The sequence below is a fragment of the Glaciimonas sp. PCH181 genome (assembly GCF_003056055.1).
Lineage (GTDB): Bacteria > Pseudomonadota > Gammaproteobacteria > Burkholderiales > Burkholderiaceae_D > Glaciimonas.
In genome coordinates this window covers 1,423,286-1,443,435 of record NZ_PYFP01000002.1, presented here as the reverse complement: position 1 = coordinate 1,443,435, position 20,150 = coordinate 1,423,286, and the positions used below count along the sequence as shown (strand labels likewise).

Sequence of the window (20,150 nt, the reverse complement as noted above, 5' to 3'; positions counted from 1 at the left end):
TTATTTCCGGTCGGACAGCATGTCCAGGCCGATGGTTAAATCAAGAATCGTTATTGCCACGACGGCCACAAGAATGGTGGCCCCCGACACGGCGGCAATGGTTGGGTCTATCGTGTATTGCACATAGTTGAACAACTTGACGGGAATCGTATTCAGCTCGGCTGTGGTGTTAAAAATCGACAATTCGACGTTAATCCAGGAGGAGATGAACGCAAAGATCGATCCGGTAACGATCCCCGCCCGTATCTGCGGCAGCACCACTAAAAAGAACGTGGTCCAAGGGTTAGCACCCAGATCGGACGATGCTTCTTCCAGTGCTTTTTGTTCGGGCGTCATTAGCGACAAAACCGAGCGCAATACAAACGGCGCGACGATGACCGTGTGCCCGATCAACAGCGACAGAAAACTCCGCGTCAATCCGAAATAGCCACCAAACTGCAACAACGCAGCGCCCAGCACGATATGCGGCAACACCAACGGTGACATCAGCGCCGCCGAGATAGCCTGTTTGCCCGGAAAGTCATAGCGTGCCAGCGCCAGTGCAGCAGGCACGGTCAGCACTAACGCGGCCAAGGTCGCGGCAAACGCCAGCAGCGTACTGGTTGAAAACGCGGCGACGTAACTCGGATCGGCCAGCATCGTGTGATACCAATTCAACGTCCAGCCTTCTGGCGGAAAAGCCAAAAAGGATGAGGCGGTAAACGAACTGCCAAGAATCACGATCAACGGCAAAATGAGGTAGACCAGGACGCCCCAGGACACTAGCCTGATAAGGGTGCGCATTATCATCGTGATCCTCCGCGAATCTCACCAACGCGACTGGCAAGCGCCACCATCGCTAACGTAAATACCAGCAATACGATACTTAACGCGCCGCCATAATGAAAATCGAAGGCAGAGCTGTATTGCTGAAAAATCAGCATAGAGAGCACCGTAATCCGACCGCCAGAGAGCAAAGCGGGCGTCACGTAGGCGCTGACGGCTAACGTAAAAACCATGATCGCGCCAGCAATCACGCCCGGCAAAGACAGGGGAAACGTGACATGCCGGAACGTCGCCGACGGGCTTGCCCCCAAGTCTGCCGAGGCTTGCTCACACGCTGGATCGATCTTGGCTAATGCATTGCCAACGCCCAGTACTACAAACGGCAGCAGTACATACACCATCCCGATGAGGATGCCCAGTTCGGTGCCCAGAAACCGGATCGGCCGATCAGCTAAACCCGTTGCCAGCAAAGTTTCATTGATCAAGCCATTGCGCCCCAGCAATACCATCCAGCCGAACGAGCGCACGATATTGCTGGTGAACATCGGCACGACTAGCAAAATGACGCACATCCTGCGCCATGCATTCCAGCGCACCACGCGCACCAGATACCATGCCAGCGGATAACCGAGTAACAGGCACACCAACGTCGTCATGCAGGCGATGCGGAACGTCACTAAAATGACGTCCCAGTGATAGCGGTCAGCCAGCACGCGCAGATAGTTGGCGAAGGTCCAGCTTTCGCCCTGCGCGCCGGTCAGACTCGCGATCAGAACGACGGCCAACGGTGCCAGAAAGAAGGCCGCGAAGAACGCCAATGGCGCCACCAGCATCAGCGCGGGCGCCGAAGCGAAGCGTTTCATGTGCCGTCTCCGATCAGGTGCAGATGGGATGGCTGAAAACCGAGTTGCACTGCGCTGCCGGGCGTCATGTCAGCGTTCGGCAATCCCATGGTTCTGGCGGTAATCAGATGGCCGCCGACATCCGCATGGATCGTGGTGTGGCTGCCGACACTGACGATATCTTTCAATACACCGGTCAGCCTGCATAACGCATCCCGCGCCGGGGTTGCTGCATCCAGCACTTGCACATGTTCTGGGCGCAACACGGCAACGCCGCGCGGCGGTATTTGCGCAGTTGGGACCGCAAAAGTATTGCCTTGCACTGCTAGCCGAATCTGATTATTTCCCGCTGCCTCGTAGCCGATCAGGTTTGCTTCGCCAATAAACTCCGCAACAAAACGACTGGCCGGCGCGCGATAGATGTCGGTACCAGCCCCCATCTGCTCGATACGGCCTGCATTCATGACCACAATCCGGTCAGCCATCGTCATCGCCTCTTCCTGATCGTGGGTCACGAAAACGAAGGCAATACCGAGCTTGATTTGCAGGTGTTTAAGTTCCAGCTGCATACGCTTGCGCAGCTTCATGTCAAGCGCCGAGAGCGGCTCATCCAACAATAGTAATTTTGGCCGATTAACGATGGCACGCGCTAATGCCACGCGTTGTTGTTGCCCGCCCGACATCTCACGCGGATAACGTGCACCCAGCGCTGCCAGACCGACCAGCTCTAGCGATGCAAGGGCACGGGTATTAGCCTCGGCCCGCGCTACGCCTTGACGACGTGGTCCGTAGGCAACGTTTTCCAGAACGGTCATGTGCGGAAATAGCGCGTAGTTCTGAAACACAGTATTCAGTGGCCGCCGATACGGCGGCAGATTGCTGACGTCCTGGCCATCAATGACGATGCGTCCGCTGTCCGGCGTCATCAGGCCAGCAATCGATCTCAGCAACGTGGTCTTGCCGCAGCCGCTAGGCCCCAGCAAAGCGATAAATTCGCCCTGCTGGATTTCCAGCTGAATAGCGTCCAGTGCCGTGTAGCCGCCAAAACGTTTGCAGACGGCGTCGATGGTCAAAAGGGGTGTCATCGCGCTGCCCTTCTTAGCGCTTGTGCGCAACTTGACGATTCCACGCATCGGTGATCTCGGCACGGCGTGCATTAATTGCGTTCCAGTCGAACAGGCTGAGGCTGTCGACCGATCCATTCACGCCCCAAGGCAATTTGCGGGCGACATCGCTAGAGACTTTGACCCCTTGCACCGCAGGGCCAAGGTACAGTTTCGTGGCTAAACAAGTCGCTACTTCAGGCGTTAGCGCACTGTTAATGAATTTCTCTGCAGCAACCTTATTCCGTGACCCTTTGACCAGATGTAATCGCGCGTCGGTGGCCCAAACCCCTTCTTTCGGAACAACGAAGGCAATCGGTACACCCTTATCGATCAAGTCCCACGCGCCGACATTAAAATGCGCACCGATGACGGCTTCGCCGCTCTGAAAAGCGTTGGTCGCCGCACCCGAGCTATCGAAAAATAGTGCGGTATCCAGAGTACCCAGCTTGTTATATACCGGTGCGAGATTGGCAGGATTGACACCCAGAACACGCGCCATAAAAACGACAAAAGGCACACCGGAGGAATTAGTTGGCGATGGCACAGCGACTGCACCGGCATATTCCGGCTTCCACAGGTCTTGCCAACTGGTCGGTGCTTGCTTAATGGTTTTTGTGCTGTAAGTCAGACCCAACGAGTAATAACCACTGCCGACGGCGTAAGTTGTATTGCCGCTGCGATAGACGGCTTTCGGGATAACATTCTTCAGATTCGGAATCGCGACTGGGTCAAGGTTGTCCACTACGCCAGCCTGATTAGCCAATTCGCTGATACCGCCATCCATCCAGGCGACGTCGATGCTGGGCGCGGATTTTTGTTGTTGCAGTTTGGCAAGTGTGGTGGTGGACGTGCCCATTTCAGGGATAACGGCAATCCCGGTAGCCTTGGTGAACGGTTCCGCTACGCAACTACGGAAAGCGTCGCCCCAATTGCCGCCATACATGGCGACCGTCAATTTAGTGGATTGCGCAGATGCACTCAGTGCAAAAACACTGCCGGCAAAGAATAGTACGGTCTTGATGATGCTATGCGTCTCGGATACCATTTCACGTCTCCTGAAAGGTTTTTTGGGTTATGACCATATCTGCATCGTACCCGCCAGAAGCGTAAATAAGCTTGCAGGGCGTGGCCATAAAGTTGAATAATTACGTCATCCAAAACCTACCAGAAATGGGCGCAAAAGCGAAGATGCCGCCGCAATCAGGACGAAGGGTCGAGGTTGGAATGGCGCATCCGCACCCGTGAACGAGGTGACAGGGTGCGCAAAGATTGTTAATTGCTTCACCGAGACGCGCAGACTTGCTGGCGATCGGCTCAACATTGCAAGGCTGACAATGGCAAACCACGCAACGCCTGACATCACCGCTAACCCTTCTCCGAAAGGCGTTAGCACGCCAGACCCCGTCCAATCCGTGGCCGATCCAAAGGTTGGCAGGCCAAAATTAACGGTGGGGTTTATCCTGCTGGATCAATTTACGCTGGCAGCATTTTCTGGTCTGATCGATGCATTGCGCCTGTCTGCCGATCACGGCGGGCGTGGTCGCCAGATTCACACGCGTTGGCGCGTCATGAGCGCGGATGGCTTGCCGCGCACCTCAAGCGCCGGGCCGACGCTGGATGTTTCCGGCGGCTTACCCGCAGACCCGACCGAATTCGACTACATCGCCGTCTGTGGCGGCAATGATTACCTCAACACTTATATGTCACCAGTATTGCGTGACTGGCTAAGGCTGGCCGCCGCCAGTCGGGTACGCATGCTGGGGATTTGTACCGGCACGTTTTCGCTGGCGCAGGCGGATTTAGTCGGCTCGCGCTCGGTATGCGTGCACTGGAATGTGCTGGATGCTTTCCGGGCGCGCTTTCCACAGACGCGCGCGGTAGTCGATCATTTGTTTATCGATGAGGGAGATCTGATCACGTGCGCTGGTTCCACCGCCGCCATCGACCTCGGCCTGTATCTGGTAGCCCGGCATTGCGGGCGCGACAAGGCGCAACAAGCGGTGCGCCATATGATGTTGCAAGGGATGCGTTCTGCCAATTTGCCGCAGGCGCATTTCTACGCCGACCTTGCCGATATTCACGACAACCGGGTGCGGCAGGCCGCGCATTATATTGAGCAGCGTATCGATAATCCACCGTCTTTGGATGCCATAGCGCGCTATGTCGGATTGGGACGACGTCAATTGGAACGCGCTTTCCACGAAGCGCTGGGCGTCTCGCCGATGGCGTTTCAACGCTCGTTAAGGCTGGAATATGGCAGTTGGTTGTTGCTAAATAACCCACCCAGCATTACGCAAATTGCACTGGATTGCGGATTTTCAGATGGCGCGCACTTTTCACGCGACTTTCGCGCCAGATTTGGGGTATCGCCCCGCGAGTATCAACAGCGCAAGGGCGAAATGAAGACGGTCTGAAGAACCGCCTGTCATCACAGTGTTTACATTTCTGCGTAGTCAATCGTCAAGGGCGCATGATCGGAAAAACGCTCATCTTTGTAGATCGCTACAGCGTGGGCTTTGGCACCGATGCCCGGCGTAGAAATATGGTAATCGATACGCCAGCCCACGTTCTTGGCCCAGGCCTGACCGCGATTACTCCACCAGGTATATTGCTCAGCGCGGGTATCGACTTTGCGAAACACATCAACCAAAGCAACTTCATCAAACAACTGCGTCAACCATGCCCGCTCTTCGGGCAAAAAACCTGAATTTTTCTTGTTGCCTTTGAAGTTTTTGAGGTCAATCTCGTGATGTGCAATGTTCCAGTCGCCACAAATGACGACTTCGCGACCGCTGGCTTTAAGTTCTTGTAAATGTGGCAAAAAAGCTTCCATAAAGCGGAATTTTGCTAATTGGCGTTCTTCGCCGGATGAGCCCGAAGGACAGTACAGCGAAATGACGGTCAGGTCCCCAAAATCGCATTCGACATAGCGCCCTTCGGCATCGAACTCTGGATTACCAAACCCGATCCGAACCGCGTTTGGCGTACGCTTGCTGTACAGCCCGACCCCGGAATAGCCCTTCTTTTCAGCATAATGAAAGTTACCGACGTAGCCCTCGGGAGCCAGCATTTCCGGCGACATATCCGCCGCCTGCGCCTTCAATTCCTGCACGCAAATAAAGTCGGCGGATTGTTTCGCCATCCATTCAAAAAAGCCTTTTTTGCTGGCTGAGCGGATACCGTTGAGATTGGCAGAGATAATTCTTGGCATAGTTAATAAGCTAAAACAATAAGTTGGAATGCGTGCATTAAAAGGAAAAGCAACGAAAATGGTCTGCGAAGAAACAAACAACAAGAATAACCCACCAAACTTGCCATCGCAGACCTGAACGCATTAGGATAACCGATTCGGCTGTGGTGAATACGCGCACGGTTATCTACTTCGCCAAAAGGCAAAAAATGAACCCGCACAAAAATCGTCTGGTCGACCTGTCTCAGCTAGACGTATTCTTAACGGTCTACTCGCTTGGAACCATGTCGGCTGCTGCGGAAACGCTGCGCATCAGTCAATCCGCTGTGTCGCAGGCAATTGCGCAATTGGAGCAGTCAATCGGTCTGATCTTAATTGATCGCGCACGGCGGCCACTTGCGCTGACCGCTGCCGGTTTGTATGTAGCGCAACATGGCGAGCCAGTCATTGCCCAGGCGCGGCGGCTGAAATCGCAGGCGAGCGAAGTCTCAAAAACAGGCAATCTGCATCTGCGGATAGGCATGATTGATTCATTTGCCAAGACCATTGGACCGGCGGTTGTTAAACAGCTATATGAGCACACCAGCGGTTTGTCGATCCAAATTGGTATGGCGGTTGCGCAGGAGCAAGCGCTGTTACGCCGAGAAATGGATATGGCCATCACGACCAGCGCGTTCATCGACAACGCAGCATTCGAACATCGCTTACTTTATAAAGAAGGTTTTATTGCGATCGCGCCGATCCGCAGCACGCCGGATCATCAAATTCCTACGCTGCAATCCCTCGCTGCTGCGATGCCGCTGATTCGATTCAGCCGGTCGTCGCCTCTGGCGATACGCATCGAACGGATTCTGCGATATAACCAGCTTGATTTACCGAGAAGACTTGAGGTTGATCACGCCGATACGATGACGCTACTGGTCGCGCAAGGTTTGGGATGGGCGATCAGCACGCCGACGTGTCTGATGCAAACGGAAGATAAATTTGCCAACAGTCTGGAACTCGCCCCTGTTACTGCAGGCAGGCCGACGCGTTCGGTCTATCTAGTGTATCGCCGAGACGAATTTCCAAGGCTATCGGATGAAATAGTTGCGTGTGTCAAACAATCGTTGCAAAACCTATTAGGCGAACAAACATCGTTCCAGAAAAAGTTCGGTAGCAGCGCTATTTGTTTTGATAATTAAGGGCGCAGGGCAATTTAAGTCGCAGTCGAAAAAGCGCGTGGAGGTTGCCATGCACTTCTTCGGTCTGGATAAAACGCCCCGCGCTGCCGCGACGGCATCAGCGACGTTTTCCTAGCGGGGAACGGCAACCTGTCTGCGAATACTCTTTTGCGGTTGAACACCTTCCGATACCAGCCGCTGCTGCAATAGTCCAAGCAAGGCGTCAGTCAAAATCGCCAGCAATGCCGTGGGAATAGCGCCCGCCAGCAGCATCGGGAAATCGTTGAGTTCTATTCCCGTAAAGATCAGCTCACCAAGTCCACCACCGCCCACCAGAAATGCAATCGGCGCTGTGCCGACAGTAATGGCCAGAGCAGTACGAATGCCCGCGAACATCACATATAAAGCGTTCGGCAATTCGACCCTCCACAAGATCTGGCGAGGCGTCATACCCATGCCGATTGCGGCCTCAATCAACGTTGGTGGAACTGCACGCAAGCCTTCATAGGTGTTCAGAGCAATCGGCAGCAATGTTGCTACCCATAGACCAAAAATTGCCGGTGCAATACCGATCCCCATAAAGCTCATTGCCAACGCCAACAAAGCGAGTTTTGGCACCGCTTGTCCGATATTGAGTATCTGAATGATGGACCCGGCGCTGTTGCGTCGAATCGGTCGGCTGAGATAAATGCCAGCCGGGACTGCCACCATGATTGCCAGCATAGCCGCCGCCGCGACCATCGTCATTTGTTCGAGCGCCAGCGATGCAATGTTCCCGCGGTATTGCGCAGCATCTTCCCACCAAGAGCTTGCGTGCGCCTCGATGCAAATGTTCGCCAGTGTCAAGGCGGCCAGCGCGCTTCGCAGCCCGCTGCCCCTCCAGTTAAGCCCCTTCATAAGCGGTCCTCCGCTGGAACCCGCAGCAAATCGACGATATCGACTTGATTGACATAGCCCAGAAAACGACCACGCTCATCAACGCTGGGCAGCCATGACATCCCACTGGCAAACATGGCGGACACCACGGTGCGCAAATCATCACCGGGGTTCACCGGTTTTTGTAAGACCGATGCCTGTGTAGGCGTCAAAACACCAGGCGCTTCGGCAAGTTGCGCAGCGGTGAAATAACCTTGCGGTTGGGCATTTTCATCAAGCAATACAATTTTGTCCAGCCCGTGTTGCGCCATAATTGCCTGAGCGCGCTGACCGCTCTCGCCTATCTTTACCGAGCATTTGGCACCCGACAGCACGCGGTCGGCGCGCAGCAAACGCAGGCGCTTGAGCGCACGATCAGAGCCGACAAAATCGGCCACAAACTCGTTCGAAGGACGTGCCAGAATATTGTCCGGCGTATCCATCTGCTCAATGCGCCCACCGCGAAAGATCGCGATCTTATCGGCCATCTTCACGGCCTCATCGATATCATGACTCACAAAAACAATCGTTTTCTTGACCTTCTGCTGAATCCGCAGAAATTCGTCCTGAATCAACGAACGATTGATCGGGTCAATGGCACCGAAAGGCTCGTCCATCAACATCACTGGCGGGTCGGTTGCCAGCGCTCGCGCTACGCCTACGCGCTGTTGCTGACCGCCCGATAAATCCTTCGGATAGCGCTTCAAATAAATCTCTGGATCAAGCGCCACGATATCGAGTAACTCGGCGGCGCGCAAGCGCGCCCGTTTCTTGTCCCAACCCAGCAGGTTTGGCACGACGCAAAGATTTTCCTCCACCGTCATATTCGGAAAAAGGCCGATTTGCTGAATGACGTAGCCAATATGACGACGCAATTCCACAACATTAAAATCTTCGGTGTCCTTGCCATCGATGAAGATTTTTCCCGAGCTTGGCTGAACCAGTCGGTTAATCATCTTCAATGTCGTCGTTTTGCCGCAGCCAGAAGGGCCGAGTAGCACGCAGATCTCACCTTCACCGATCTTAAGATCGATGCCATTTACCACCGGAGATTCGGTGCCTTCATAACACTTGGTGACGTTGGATAGTGTAATCATGATTTAAGTCTGCAAGTTTTTGCGAAGCCCGGAAAAGCTCGCCATTGTTCGGAGGAGGTGCAACGCCAGCAACCCCGTGCGCGAGGGTGCAATGCGCAGTCCCTTTGGCGTGAGCAGCCGCTGGATACCGGCCAGGCCGTAATCTGCGGCAATCGCCAGCACACTGACCAGAATTGCTCCGGCGATAATTTGCCGCGTGTCGGATTGCGCGATTCCACGACTAATAAGCTGGCCGAGGCCGCCCGCGCCGATATACGCCGCAATCGTCGCAATCCCGACATTGATGACGACCGCCATGCGTACCCCGGCCATGATGATCGGCAGCGCAATAGGAATCTCAACTTTACGCAGGCGCTCGCTGACGGTCATTCCCATGCCGTTGGCAGCCTCCCGCAGGGCCGGATCTATATTTTTGATCGCCGTATAGGTATTGCGGATGATAGGCAATTGCGCATACAGAAAAAGGGCGATAACGGCCGGTAAAAATCCGATCCCCTGTCCGATATACGACAGCACCGGAATCATGATGCCGAACAACGCTACCGACGGGATTGTCATGATGACCGATGCGACATACAGCACAGATTTGGCCAGTCTCTCATCGGTACTTATCAGAATACCGAGCGGAACGCCGGTCAAGATTGCCGCAGCAACGCTTAGGCCTACGATCTTCAGATGTTCGATCGTCAAGCCGCCAATAGCAGTCAGGTTATTCCAGATAAATGTAAATATCTCCATACTCGTCTCCAACATCAGATTGATTCTTCAAGCCGCACGATCATCATCGCGCGGCGGACCGACACCCGCCATCTCATTGATCGGGCATCGGCTATAGTTAACAGGCGCGATCTACGCCGCGCTGGTGCTGCATATTATTTCCCATCTTTAATGAGCTTGTTCTCTACCAGGAAATCACGTGCTACTTTTTCAAAAGTTTTCTTATCGACGTCAACCGCGGCATTCAATTTGCGCATGGAAGTGTCGTCGAGCTTGGCTGACATGGCGTTCATCAGCGGTGCCAACTGCGGATATTTTTCCAGCGTATCCTGACGTACCACTGGCACTAACGCGTAGGGCGGAAAGAAATTCTTATCGTCCTTCAGCACCAATAACTTAAATGCCTGAACCCGTCCATCCGTGGTGTAGACCGCAGCGATATCGACTTGGCCATCACGAATTGCCTGGTACGTCAGGCCGGGGTCCATTTGCTTGATCAGCGGTCTTGGATACTTAAAACCGTACATTTTTTCGAGTCCCGGCAGGCCATCGGGACGCGATGCAAACTGCACACCGGCGGCGAGGGTATGGGTCTTGCCAGCTTCCAGCGCGGCTTTCAGTTCGCTGACCGTGCGGAAAGGCAGCCGATCCCGATCGCTCTCACGAATAGCCAATGCCCACGTATTGTTAGCGGTAGAAGGATTGAGCCAGACGATGCCCTTTTTTGCGTCGAGTTCTTTTACGCGACGGTAAGTTTCTTCAGGGCTGAGCGTTTCGGTGATCTTGTTATACGAAATTAACGAAGTCCCGGTGTATTCCCAATAAAGATCGATCTGCCCATGCTCTTGCGCGGCACGCACCAGTGCGCTGCCCATATCGGTACGAAGGTCCACGTCAAAACCATTGGCTTTTAAATATTGTCCTGTCATCTCCGCCAAAAGCCGCTGCTCGGTAAAATTCTTGCCGCCCACTACCAGCTTGGGTGCAACCGCAGAACTCAATGAAGCCATGGCTAGCAGGGAAACGGCTAGCAGTGTTTGTATTTTCTTTTTGAACATAATATCTCCTCTTTTTCCTCGATAGAATTGCAAATATTGTTGATTCGGCCTGCCTGTTTTAAACGCTTCGAACCGGCTGAACGAATTGCATATCCTTAACCTTTAAAACATGAATTCGCCACCGTTCAGATGCAGCATCTGACCTGTCATAAACTTGCCCATATCGGAGGCGAGATAGACACAGGCATTGGCGATATCATCAACATCCCCCAAACGGCGCAATGGCAGCGTTGCTCTGAGATGCGAAAGCGTTTGCTCTAACTCAGGAAACCATTCCGGCTTCCGATCCGTCTCGACCCAACCTGGCGCGATACTGTTTGCCGTAATGCCCTCCGGTCCATATTCCAACGCAATCGCCTTGGCTAAGCCATGAAGCGCATGTTTGGAGGCGACGACGTGGGCCCGGTTTTCCAGCGGAAATTGGGCATCCGATCCGGCCATATGGATAATGCGGCCGAAGCCCCGTTTGCGCATCTGCGGTAATACGGCGCGGTCAAGATAAAATGCGGAATTGAGATTAGTGTTGATCACTCGCCCCCAATCTTCGACCGAAATATCATGGAATGCCTGATGCGGTCTGATACCGACGGCCGCCACTGCAATGTCTATAGCGCCAAAGCGATTGCATGCAGCAGTCACCATTTTTTCCACCGCCTCCCAATCGGCACCGTCGGCAAGAATCGGTAACGCCTGCACGCCGAACTTTTCTGCCTCGTGCGCCACTTCTTCCAATTTTTCCATGTGGGAGAGACCGTTCACCACAACATTTGCCCCGGCCCTTGCGAACGCCAGCGCCACAGCGCGCCCGACATTTTGACCGGCTGCAGTCACAATCGCAGTCCGGCCATTCAAGCCTTTTATCTCCATAATTCGAATCTCCAAAGTGCAGCCAACATTGGCTGTGAATCTAGTTTTGATGAAATTGACATGTGTTTATTTCAGCCTGGAAATATGATCCATTGGATGCGATCATCGCCCTTAAGCCGAAACATCAGGGTGCAAACTGCTTTGATGCAGAACACCGATTATTTGCTGGCGACTCATCACCCCCTCTTCGATGGCTATCTCTATCGCGGTGCGGCCGGAGCGAAGTGATTGCTCAACCAGTTGCGCTGCCCGTTTGTAACCAAGCTGCTGCTTCAATGTCGGCGCAATCGCGATTGAGTCAAGCAGATGCGTCATGCAGACTTCTTCATTCGCTGTCAACAATTGGACGCAATGACGGTCAAACGATGAAATCGCTGCAGCCAAAGTCCGAATACTTTTGAAAAGTGATACGGCAATGAGCGGCATGTAGTCGTTAGTTTCAAGACGTCCGTTCGCCGCAGCCAGCGACACGCTGTGATCCAGACCGGTCACAAAATAGGCGGTTTGCACCAAACCCATCGCGTGCACCGGATTAACTTTGCCGGGCATCATCGACGAACCAGCCTGTACGGGTACCATCCGCAACTCATTCAATCCGGCGTGCGGCCCGGAACTTAACAAAATCAGATCGTTCGCCACCTTGCCGAGCGACAACGCCGCCGTCTTCACCGTTGACGACAGTGCCGCGAACACGTCCATATTCTGTATCGCATCGAAAAGATTCGCGCTAGGGTAAAGCGCGCGTCCGGCAAGCGCCGATAATTCAGCAACCACGGCTTGGCGATAACCGGGATACGTTCCCAGCCCGGTTCCTATCCCGGTTCCGCCAATGGGCAGCACTGAAAATAGATCAAGATGTGCTTGCAGGCTTTGCGCTAATCGCTCTGTCAGTCCGGCATAGCCGCCAAACGCCTGACCCAAGTGCATCGGCATGCAGTCTTGCATGCAAGTTCGTGCCACGCGTAAGAGATCACGATATTGCAGTTCTTTTTTTCGCAGCGAAACGCCAAGGTGCTTCACCGTATCCACCAGTTCGCTCACCTCTTCGATCAACGCCAGCTTAGTCGCGGTAAGTAAAACATCACTGGTCGATTGCGCATAGGCAACGTGATCGAGCGGATCGAGAAATTGATATTGTCCGGGGTTGTGCCCCATCAACTGAAGCGCACGATTGGCGATCACTTCGTTGATATTCATATTCATTGAGGTGCCGCAAGCGCCTTCAAGCGCATCCACGATCAGCGCCTGCGTATGTTGACCCGCTGCCAATTCCAGACATGCCAAAACGATGGCGTCGCTTTGCTCGGTCGTCAATTTGTCATTTCTTCCATTGACTATGGCAATCACCATCTTTGTCTTCGCAAGCCAACGCACTAAGCGCGGATAATTGGCGAGCGTTTCACCGCTATAACGAAAATTTTCACTCGCCCGCAGCGAATGGATGCCAAACAATGCATCGGCTGGAAGCGTTCGCTGACCGAGGCTATCGATTTCAATTCTTTGTGCTTCCCGTTGTGTTTCCCGATGTATTTCCATATACAAATCCTATTCTTTTTCAATGTCGCAGCCATCGCAGGGGCCACGCCACTTATCAAAATTGGGGGCCGTTGTCATCGCCGTTGTTGATCCTCATTACCAACGAATTTCATCTATCGTTTTAAATGAAGAAGCGGCTATGCTTATCCTGTTTCAGCAGCGAGTACATCTGGTTGAACTGGCTGTAGTATAGGTAAAACTTATTCAGCACATCCGAAAAGCGACCTACTATAAGTAATTCTTACGGGACTTATAATTAAACCGATTTTGGCGCGGGATTAAATCGGCCATCGTCACTTTCTGGCCAAACATCTCACACTAATTATTAACGTTTATCCTCAATGGCATTCACCTTAGTCCAAGCAGCGCACAGCAAAATTGATATTAAAAAAAGTGTTTTCATTGGCTTTGTCACCGCGGTGGCGGGGCGTCCGGAAGCATTGGCGGAAGTCGCGCGCCTGCGCGTGGAACATCCGAATGCCAACCACGTTTGCTGGGCCTTGCTTGCGGGCGGTCATTCCGGTGCATCGGACGATGGCGAGCCGGGTGGCACGGCTGGCTTGCCGATGCTGAATGTATTACGTCATCAGGATTTGGAGCAGGTATTGGCCGTGGTGGTGCGGTATTTCGGAGGGATACGGTTAGGCGCTGGTGGGCTAGTGCGGGCTTATACCGATGCAGTGGCGCAGGCTTTATTGCAGGCGGAAAAAATTGAATTGGTGGCGACGACGACGCTGTGCGCTGCGGTGCCGTATGCACTGGAAGGACCGTTGCGGCGCTTGTTGCAGCAAAATGGCGCAACCTTGGGCGAGGTGACCCATGGGGAAATGGTGAGTATGTGTTTTTCGTTACCGCTGGTCGCTGCGCCTGCGTTTCGACGCGATGCGAATGAGGCATGCCACGGCGCGTTGCAGTGGCTGGACGATGCTACAGAAGAAATGTAAATAGTCGCTAAATGACACAATTTTCATCGCGCCTCTCTGCATTACGTGTCACGTATAAGCGTGCATCTCAACAACACGTAATGCGTAAAAAGCGCGATCAGTCTGTCGTAAGCGAACAGTCAGCTATTAACAATTTGCTATGCACTTATCAGGCATCGTGAGTGGCTGACGTCGCACGCTACGTGCAGCAGGAATTGCGGTAGGTGTTTGCTGGCGCACTTCGATCAGGCTGCGGCCTTTATCGGCTTCCAGCACGACATGCGCGCCCGCCGCAACGTTCAGGTACTGACCAGCACCTAACCAATAATCATCACTTTGACCAGAAACCGTCACCCAGACGCGACCGGAGACAACTTGCAAGGTTTCTGCTGACGCTGTCTGAACTGACATTACCTGACCGGCGTCCAGGGTAAGGGATTGTTGACTACCTTTAGTGAATAATTTTCTCATCATGCTTCTCCGTTGAACTACTGCTATATTGCTAAATTCGTACTAAAATTGCTGCAAATACGTGCCTCAAAAATCTTCTGGTTGCCGATCTGTCTGGGTAAATAGGGCTAACGTTCGGATTAATGCAATTAAATGTCAGGTCGGTAAGTACATTCTAGTAAGCCGTATCGCAAGAACAAAACGAGTAATTTTCTTTCTCCTTGCTAATTTTATTCACTTAGAAACACCCAAAGCCATGACCGACCTACGTAAACTCCCGCCTTTGCCTGCGCTGCGTGCATTTGAGGCGGCTGCGCGCTATGACAGTTTTTCGCGAGCGGCTGAAGAAGTGCATCTGACACCCGGCGCAATTAGCCATCAAGTGCGGGCGCTGGAGGAAGAATTAGGGATAACGTTGTTTGCGCGCCACGGAAAGCGCATTACGATCACTGAGCAGGGTCAGCGTTTTGCAACAACTATTCGCAAAGCCCTGACAGAAATCGCGTTGGCAGCAGAAGCCTTGAAAGTCGATGCGCGACGCAAGCGTCTGGCTATCTCGGCGTTGCCCTCCTTTGCAGCGCGCTGGCTGGCACCGCGTTTATGGAAATTTATCGATTTACATCCGGATACCGAAGTCAATCTGCAATCGTCCAGCCAATTACAGGATCTGGCGCGGGAGCAAATTGATGTCGGGATACGCTTTGGTCTGGGACAGTATTCGGGAATGGTGGTCGAGAAATTAATGGATGACTATTACTATCCGGTGGCCAGTCCGCGCTATCGGCAAGGAAAATTGCCCAAAACGCCACAGGATTTGGCGCAATGCACGTTGCTGCGGATGGATTTGGGTGAAGCCTGGCAGCCATGGTTTGCAGCGGCTGGGGTGTCTTTGCCCGAACCTAGCAGCGGCTTGAGAATTGAAGACGCCTCGATGGTGTTGCGTTCAGCCTCGGATGGTCAGGGAATTGCGCTGACACGGCATGCTATTGCATTGCAAGAAATCGCCTCGGGGGATTTGGTAAGACTATTTGATGTCGTAGTGCTCTGCCCAAATGCGTATTATTTTGCTTGTACGCCAGAAGCGATGAACAAGCCGCAAGTGCAGGCATTTCACCAATGGTTGCTGGCGGAAATCGCGGAATTTAAAGCACAAAGCAGCTGGCCTGGATGATCGGGCCAACTGCTTTGGCATAATTTAGTTATTAAAAAATAAATTCTATTCTTGATCAAAAATATCCGGTAAATTGCGACCTATGTAAGCTACGCGTTCAATTCTTACAATCTCGCCCATGACACGAAAGAGAATTGCATAACTGCCGACGGTTGCCATACGCGCATCCTCGCCAATATCGGGACGAAGTTGATATATCAGTGGACTACGTTGAATATCACCAAACTTAATGCGTATGTCACGAAGAAACCCTAATGCGCAACCGGGACTATCTTGAAGAATATAGTTAGCGATATCATCCAAATCATCCTGAACAAAACGGGAGTGTTCTAGGCGCGTCAACCTGGTGTATCAGCGGCGTCCGCCAAAGCTTGATATTTTCGCTCAAGACGATCAAGTACCTCGTCTGTCGAAACACCGGGCGTCTTATCGTTTATTGCCTCCTGCCAAAGTTGGCGTAGCTCACCGACACCTTGTTGACGCAAGCTGCGCTTATACGTCCAGTCACGTAAGGCATCGCGAATAACTTCGCTACTTGATGCATATTCGCCAGTAGCAACGGCGCTGCGGACGATACGAACCATCTCTGGCGGTAAGGCAATACTAATTTTCTCTGCAGTGGTCATTGGCGTACCTCGGTCAAATAGTAGGAATTATTCACACCATAATAGCAAGTACAAACCAGCTGTAACAAAAAATGCCAGAATGACTGCGCGCTATAACACCACTTTCACCATCGGATGCGCAGACAATGCGCTGTATAAGTTATCAAGTTGCTCACGGCTGGTAGCTAACACCGTCACGGTCAGCCCGGTGTAATTACCCTTCGCTGACGGTCGCACTTCCAGCTTGCCGATGTGAAAAGTCGGATCGTGCTGCACGACCAGACCGACGATGGTTTCGGCAAAGGCATCATGGGTCGGGCCCATGATTTTGATCGGAAAATCGCTCGGATAGACGATCAGGCTTTCTTCAGGAGGAATGATTGGCATGTTCATAATGGTCGCTCTACGCTCTATAAATATTCGGGTGACACGAAAAGCGTATCACCGGGGGACGGCCCTGCTTAAGCTACGGTCCGCCCGGCATACAGAGCTGGGAGGACAATCAGACCAAGGCGGCTTTCGCGCCTTGATAAGCCTGATATAACTTGCTGTAAATGGGGCCAGGTTGGCCATTTCCAATAGTTTTGCCGTCGATCACGGTTACCGGCAAAATTTCTTTGGTGGCAGAGGACAGCATCACTTCGTCAGCCTCAAAAACTTCATCCCGGGACAGCCGACGTGCGGTAAATTGAATATCGTGCGCGGCGCACAATTCTTCGATCAAACCGTATCGAATGCCTTCCAGAATCAGATTGTTCTTCGGCGGGGCCATTAATACGCGATTTTTGACAATCCAGACGTTGGACGATGATGCTTCGGTCAAGAATCCATCCCGAAATTGAATCGCTTCGACTACGCCATGCTCTGCCGCATTTTGCGCCGCCAACACATTGCCAAGAAGAGAAATCGACTTGATTTCGCAATGCAGCCAGCGCTGATCTTCCATAGAAACACAGGATACGCCTTTTGCGCGGACCTGCTCGGTTGGCAGCACCAACGGATTAGTCATGATAAAAACGGTCGGTGTCAGCACTTCTTTCGGAAATGCGTGCGCACGTTTGGCGACACCACGAGTTACATGAATATAGACCATTTGATCTTCGCCGCCAAACGCCGAAGTGACTTGATTGATCAAGGCCATCCATTCTTCCTTGTTATGCGGATTTGGAATAGCGATAGCATCGAGGCTACGAAATAAACGTGCCATATGATGCTCTGCACGGAAGGCTTTGCCCGCATAAATAGGAATCACCTCATACACGCCATCGCCAAAAATAAAGCCGCGATCCAGCACGGGGATACGCGCTTCAGAGAGCGGCGTCATTACGCCATTGAGATAGACGATGGAATCTTGCATGATAGCTTTCTTGAAAAAGGGAGAGCTTTAATTCTGGCACAGCCGAGATCACGCGGGTATGCAAAAAAAGTATGCGTAATCGCGACGAAAGGGCCATGCAAGACTTATTTTTATCGGATATTGGTGTCGAAAAATGGCGACATAAAACGATCGGCCGCGATTTTCTGCACCTTGCTACGATTTACTTCGATCCGCCGCGCCATAGAAAACGGCAGCCGAAGCTGCCGCGATATTAAGACTTCCTTAAACGACTTGCGCCGTCAAACTGATCAGAGTCTTTTGAAGAACAAGCGGATTGAATCCCAGATCCGGCCAAAAATACTCGCCTGATTGGCTTCTTCCAATGCCAGCACTGGCAATTCAGTCAGGACCTTGCCGTCAACGGTAATCTTCATCGTGCCGATTTTGTCGTTTTGACTGATAGGCGCGATCAGCGGATCAGTGCGCTCTAGCACTGGCTTGATTTTTTCAGCTACGCCTTTTGGCACGGTGACGAAGACATCGTGATTAAAGCCAACCTTGATCTCGCTTTTGGCACCTTTCCAGACTTGCGGTGTAGCGACAGCCTGACCTTTGGCGTAGAGCTTAACCGTATCAAAGTTCTGGAAGCCCCAGTTCAACAGCTTTTGCGCTTCCTGCGTACGGGTCTGATCCGACGTGGTGCCGATGACGATTGCCAGCAAACGACGTTCGCCAGAACCGTTAGGACGCTTAGCTGATGCAATGATCGAATAACCGGCGCTGCTGGTGTGGCCAGTCTTCATGCCATCAACGGTTGGATCGGACCATAACAGGCGATTGCGGTTAGGTTGTTTGATCTTGTTGTAAGTGAAACTTTTGGTCGAATCGATTTTATAAAACTCAGGGAAATCGACGATAACATGCGAGGCTAATACTCCCAGATCACGCGCAGTGGTATACGTGTCAGCGCTCGGCAAACCGTGCGGATTGCCAAAATGCGTAGACTTCATCCCCATCCGTTGCGCTTCGCGATTCATCTGCACGACAAACGCATCTTCAGTGCCGGATACCGCTTCTGCCAACGCGACTGCTGCATCATTCCCCGACACCACCATCAAACCGTACAACAGATCGTTAATCGATACAGGCGTCGCGGGATCGATAAACATTTTTGAGCTGCTTGGATCGACTTTCCATGCGCGTACCGAGACGTTCACCATCTGATCCAGCGTCAGCTTCTTATCCTTGAGCGCATCGAACACGACGTAAGCCGTCATGATCTTAGCTAACGATGCCGGTTCAACACGCAAATCTGGATCTTGCGAGGCCACGATCTGATCGCTGGTAGTATCCAGCAATAACCAGGATTTGGCTGCGACCGAAGGCGAAGGCAAGGTCTGCGCAAAAGCAACCGTCGCGGAAAAGAGTGTTGCAGCTAACGCTGCGAATATTTTTTTCATAAAGGTGGGATAAATGAAGTCGGTATTAATGACGTTGGCACGACAGCCACAGCAGCTATCGCACAGATGAATAAGGATGCAGAACCAGTCAAGCAAGCAGCTAGGAACTACGCGAATCAATTAAGTCAGAATTATAGCCCCGTCAGTTAGCCAATATAACCGGGACCGTGTCAATTTGGCCCACACTGAGGCATCATTCTGCCGTTTCTCAAAAAGCCATCACTTCAATGGCTTTTTTGCCAACGGCATATCAGCGATGCCACATTTCGACCATCAGGTTCTTAATATGTTGCAAGCGCCGATGAAAAAAATGATCGGCACCGGGAATCACGATCACCGGGATATCTTGCGGGCGCGCCCATTCGAACACTGCGCTTAACGGAATCGTCTCATCAAGTTCGCCGTGAATCAAAATACTGTTAGCAGCCACGGTCGGCATCGGCCATTTACCGGCTGCGGTGCCGACCAATACCAGCCGCTCGGCAGGCGTATTGTCGGCGATCAGGCGCTGCTGTAACTGCGCTTGTACGAAAGTCCCGAACGAAAAGCCGCCCAATGCCAACGGTAAGTCAGGATATTGCTGGCGCATATGGGCGAGCAGCGCGGCCATGTCATCAGTTTCGCCACGGCCTTCGTCGTGCACGCCTTCAGACTTGCCGACGCCACGAAAATTCATCCGCACCGCCACGTAGCCCAGCGCTAAAAAGCCACGTGCCAAGGTGTGGGCGACTTTATTGTCCATGGTGCCGCCGAACAGCGGATGCGGATGCGCGACCAGCGCCAGACCACGCGGCGTAGGAAATTGTGCGCTATCTGGCAGGTCCAGTGCGCATTCAAGCTGGCCGACCGGGCCAGTGATAGAAAAAGATTCAGTCTGAGCGTTCATGGATATTTAGTGTAATGACGACGAATGATGGACGGCGCATCGTCGTGCGCACATGAGCAGCTTGCAACGACGCGTCTGAGG

At 52.7% G+C, this 20,150-nt stretch carries 22 protein-coding genes; 4 read left to right on the top strand and 18 right to left on the bottom strand.

The window, feature by feature from the left end; translation table 11 throughout:
- From C7W93_RS19755 to C7W93_RS19740, 4 genes are read right to left on the bottom strand one after another with little or no spacing between them, the layout of a single operon-like run.
- Entirely contained in the window at nt 1-783 is a 783-nt protein-coding gene (locus C7W93_RS19755; RefSeq protein WP_225869942.1) for an ABC transporter permease, read from the bottom strand.
- Nucleotides 784-785: 2 nt separating this feature from the next.
- On the bottom strand, nt 786-1,628 hold the full coding sequence (locus C7W93_RS19750) for an ABC transporter permease (protein WP_108441937.1): 843 nt from the start codon (nt 1,626-1,628) through the stop codon (nt 786-788).
- Nucleotides 1,625-2,692 (bottom strand): ABC transporter ATP-binding protein, encoded by a 1,068-nt coding sequence (locus C7W93_RS19745; protein ID WP_108442241.1) that lies wholly within the window; start codon nt 2,690-2,692, stop codon nt 1,625-1,627. Before C7W93_RS19745 ends, C7W93_RS19750 begins: the two co-directional genes overlap by 4 nt.
- Before the next feature lie 13 nt (nt 2,693-2,705).
- Nucleotides 2,706-3,758: an ABC transporter substrate-binding protein gene (locus C7W93_RS19740; RefSeq protein ID WP_108441936.1), complete on the bottom strand. Its 1,053-nt coding sequence runs from the start codon at nt 3,756-3,758 to the stop codon at nt 2,706-2,708.
- 289 nt (nt 3,759-4,047) lie between these two features.
- On the opposite strand from C7W93_RS19740, the gene C7W93_RS19730 reads away from it, so the two are divergent.
- Complete coding sequence (locus tag C7W93_RS19730) at nt 4,048-5,127, top strand: GlxA family transcriptional regulator (protein ID WP_108441934.1); 1,080 nt, start codon at nt 4,048-4,050, stop codon at nt 5,125-5,127.
- A gap of 23 nt (nt 5,128-5,150) precedes the next feature.
- Here C7W93_RS19730 and C7W93_RS19725 read toward each other — a convergent pair whose 3' ends face one another.
- Nucleotides 5,151-5,924 (bottom strand): exodeoxyribonuclease III, encoded by a 774-nt coding sequence (locus C7W93_RS19725; protein ID WP_108442240.1) that lies wholly within the window; start codon nt 5,922-5,924, stop codon nt 5,151-5,153.
- Between the two features lie 188 nt (nt 5,925-6,112).
- On the opposite strand from C7W93_RS19725, the gene C7W93_RS19720 reads away from it, so the two are divergent.
- Complete coding sequence (locus tag C7W93_RS19720) at nt 6,113-7,087, top strand: LysR family transcriptional regulator (RefSeq protein WP_108441933.1); 975 nt, start codon at nt 6,113-6,115, stop codon at nt 7,085-7,087.
- Between the two features lie 111 nt (nt 7,088-7,198).
- Here C7W93_RS19720 and C7W93_RS19715 read toward each other — a convergent pair whose 3' ends face one another.
- The 6 genes from C7W93_RS19715 to C7W93_RS19690 form a co-directional block, all read right to left on the bottom strand.
- Nucleotides 7,199-7,963: an ABC transporter permease gene (locus C7W93_RS19715; RefSeq protein ID WP_108441932.1), complete on the bottom strand. Its 765-nt coding sequence runs from the start codon at nt 7,961-7,963 to the stop codon at nt 7,199-7,201.
- Nucleotides 7,960-9,078 carry an ABC transporter ATP-binding protein gene (locus C7W93_RS19710; protein WP_108441931.1) on the bottom strand — a complete coding sequence of 373 codons (1,119 nt, stop codon included), beginning with the start codon at nt 9,076-9,078 and terminating at the stop codon, nt 7,960-7,962. Before C7W93_RS19710 ends, C7W93_RS19715 begins: the two co-directional genes overlap by 4 nt.
- Nucleotides 9,079-9,081: 3 nt before the next feature.
- Nucleotides 9,082-9,816 carry an ABC transporter permease gene (locus C7W93_RS19705; RefSeq protein WP_108441930.1) on the bottom strand — a complete coding sequence of 245 codons (735 nt, stop codon included), beginning with the start codon at nt 9,814-9,816 and terminating at the stop codon, nt 9,082-9,084.
- A gap of 134 nt (nt 9,817-9,950) precedes the next feature.
- Nucleotides 9,951-10,853 (bottom strand): glycine betaine ABC transporter substrate-binding protein, encoded by a 903-nt coding sequence (locus tag C7W93_RS19700; protein WP_108441929.1) that lies wholly within the window; start codon nt 10,851-10,853, stop codon nt 9,951-9,953.
- A 102-nt stretch (nt 10,854-10,955) separates the two neighbouring features.
- Entirely contained in the window at nt 10,956-11,720 is a 765-nt protein-coding gene (locus C7W93_RS19695) for an SDR family NAD(P)-dependent oxidoreductase (protein ID WP_108441928.1), read from the bottom strand.
- A gap of 111 nt (nt 11,721-11,831) precedes the next feature.
- Nucleotides 11,832-13,256 (bottom strand): lyase family protein, encoded by a 1,425-nt coding sequence (locus tag C7W93_RS19690; protein ID WP_108441927.1) that lies wholly within the window; start codon nt 13,254-13,256, stop codon nt 11,832-11,834.
- 341 nt (nt 13,257-13,597) lie between these two features.
- Here C7W93_RS19690 and C7W93_RS19685 point away from each other — a divergent pair, with 341 nt between their 5' ends.
- A complete protein-coding gene (locus tag C7W93_RS19685) occupies nt 13,598-14,200 on the top strand; it encodes a YigZ family protein (RefSeq protein WP_108441926.1) in 603 nt (200 codons plus the stop codon).
- 126 nt (nt 14,201-14,326) lie between these two features.
- Here C7W93_RS19685 and C7W93_RS19680 read toward each other — a convergent pair whose 3' ends face one another.
- Complete coding sequence (locus C7W93_RS19680; RefSeq protein WP_108441925.1) at nt 14,327-14,653, bottom strand: DUF2917 domain-containing protein; 327 nt, start codon at nt 14,651-14,653, stop codon at nt 14,327-14,329.
- A gap of 232 nt (nt 14,654-14,885) precedes the next feature.
- Here C7W93_RS19680 and C7W93_RS19675 point away from each other — a divergent pair, with 232 nt between their 5' ends.
- Nucleotides 14,886-15,800 carry a transcriptional regulator GcvA gene (locus C7W93_RS19675; RefSeq protein ID WP_108441924.1) on the top strand — a complete coding sequence of 305 codons (915 nt, stop codon included), beginning with the start codon at nt 14,886-14,888 and terminating at the stop codon, nt 15,798-15,800.
- Between the two features lie 45 nt (nt 15,801-15,845).
- Here C7W93_RS19675 and C7W93_RS19670 read toward each other — a convergent pair whose 3' ends face one another.
- The 6 genes from C7W93_RS19670 to C7W93_RS19645 form a co-directional block, all read right to left on the bottom strand.
- Complete coding sequence (locus C7W93_RS19670) at nt 15,846-16,103, bottom strand: type II toxin-antitoxin system RelE/ParE family toxin (RefSeq protein ID WP_201747296.1); 258 nt, start codon at nt 16,101-16,103, stop codon at nt 15,846-15,848.
- 35 nt (nt 16,104-16,138) lie between these two features.
- A complete protein-coding gene (locus C7W93_RS19665; protein ID WP_108441922.1) occupies nt 16,139-16,426 on the bottom strand; it encodes a type II toxin-antitoxin system ParD family antitoxin in 288 nt (95 codons plus the stop codon).
- A 90-nt stretch (nt 16,427-16,516) separates the two neighbouring features.
- On the bottom strand, nt 16,517-16,792 hold the full coding sequence (locus tag C7W93_RS19660; protein WP_108442239.1) for a DUF493 family protein: 276 nt from the start codon (nt 16,790-16,792) through the stop codon (nt 16,517-16,519).
- Between the two features lie 115 nt (nt 16,793-16,907).
- Entirely contained in the window at nt 16,908-17,762 is an 855-nt protein-coding gene (locus C7W93_RS19655) for a D-amino acid aminotransferase (protein ID WP_108441921.1), read from the bottom strand.
- 269 nt (nt 17,763-18,031) lie between these two features.
- Nucleotides 18,032-19,183 (bottom strand): D-alanyl-D-alanine carboxypeptidase family protein, encoded by a 1,152-nt coding sequence (locus C7W93_RS19650; RefSeq protein WP_108441920.1) that lies wholly within the window; start codon nt 19,181-19,183, stop codon nt 18,032-18,034.
- 250 nt (nt 19,184-19,433) lie between these two features.
- A complete protein-coding gene (locus C7W93_RS19645) occupies nt 19,434-20,069 on the bottom strand; it encodes an alpha/beta hydrolase (RefSeq protein ID WP_108441919.1) in 636 nt (211 codons plus the stop codon).
- Nucleotides 20,070-20,150 lie beyond the last annotated feature (81 nt).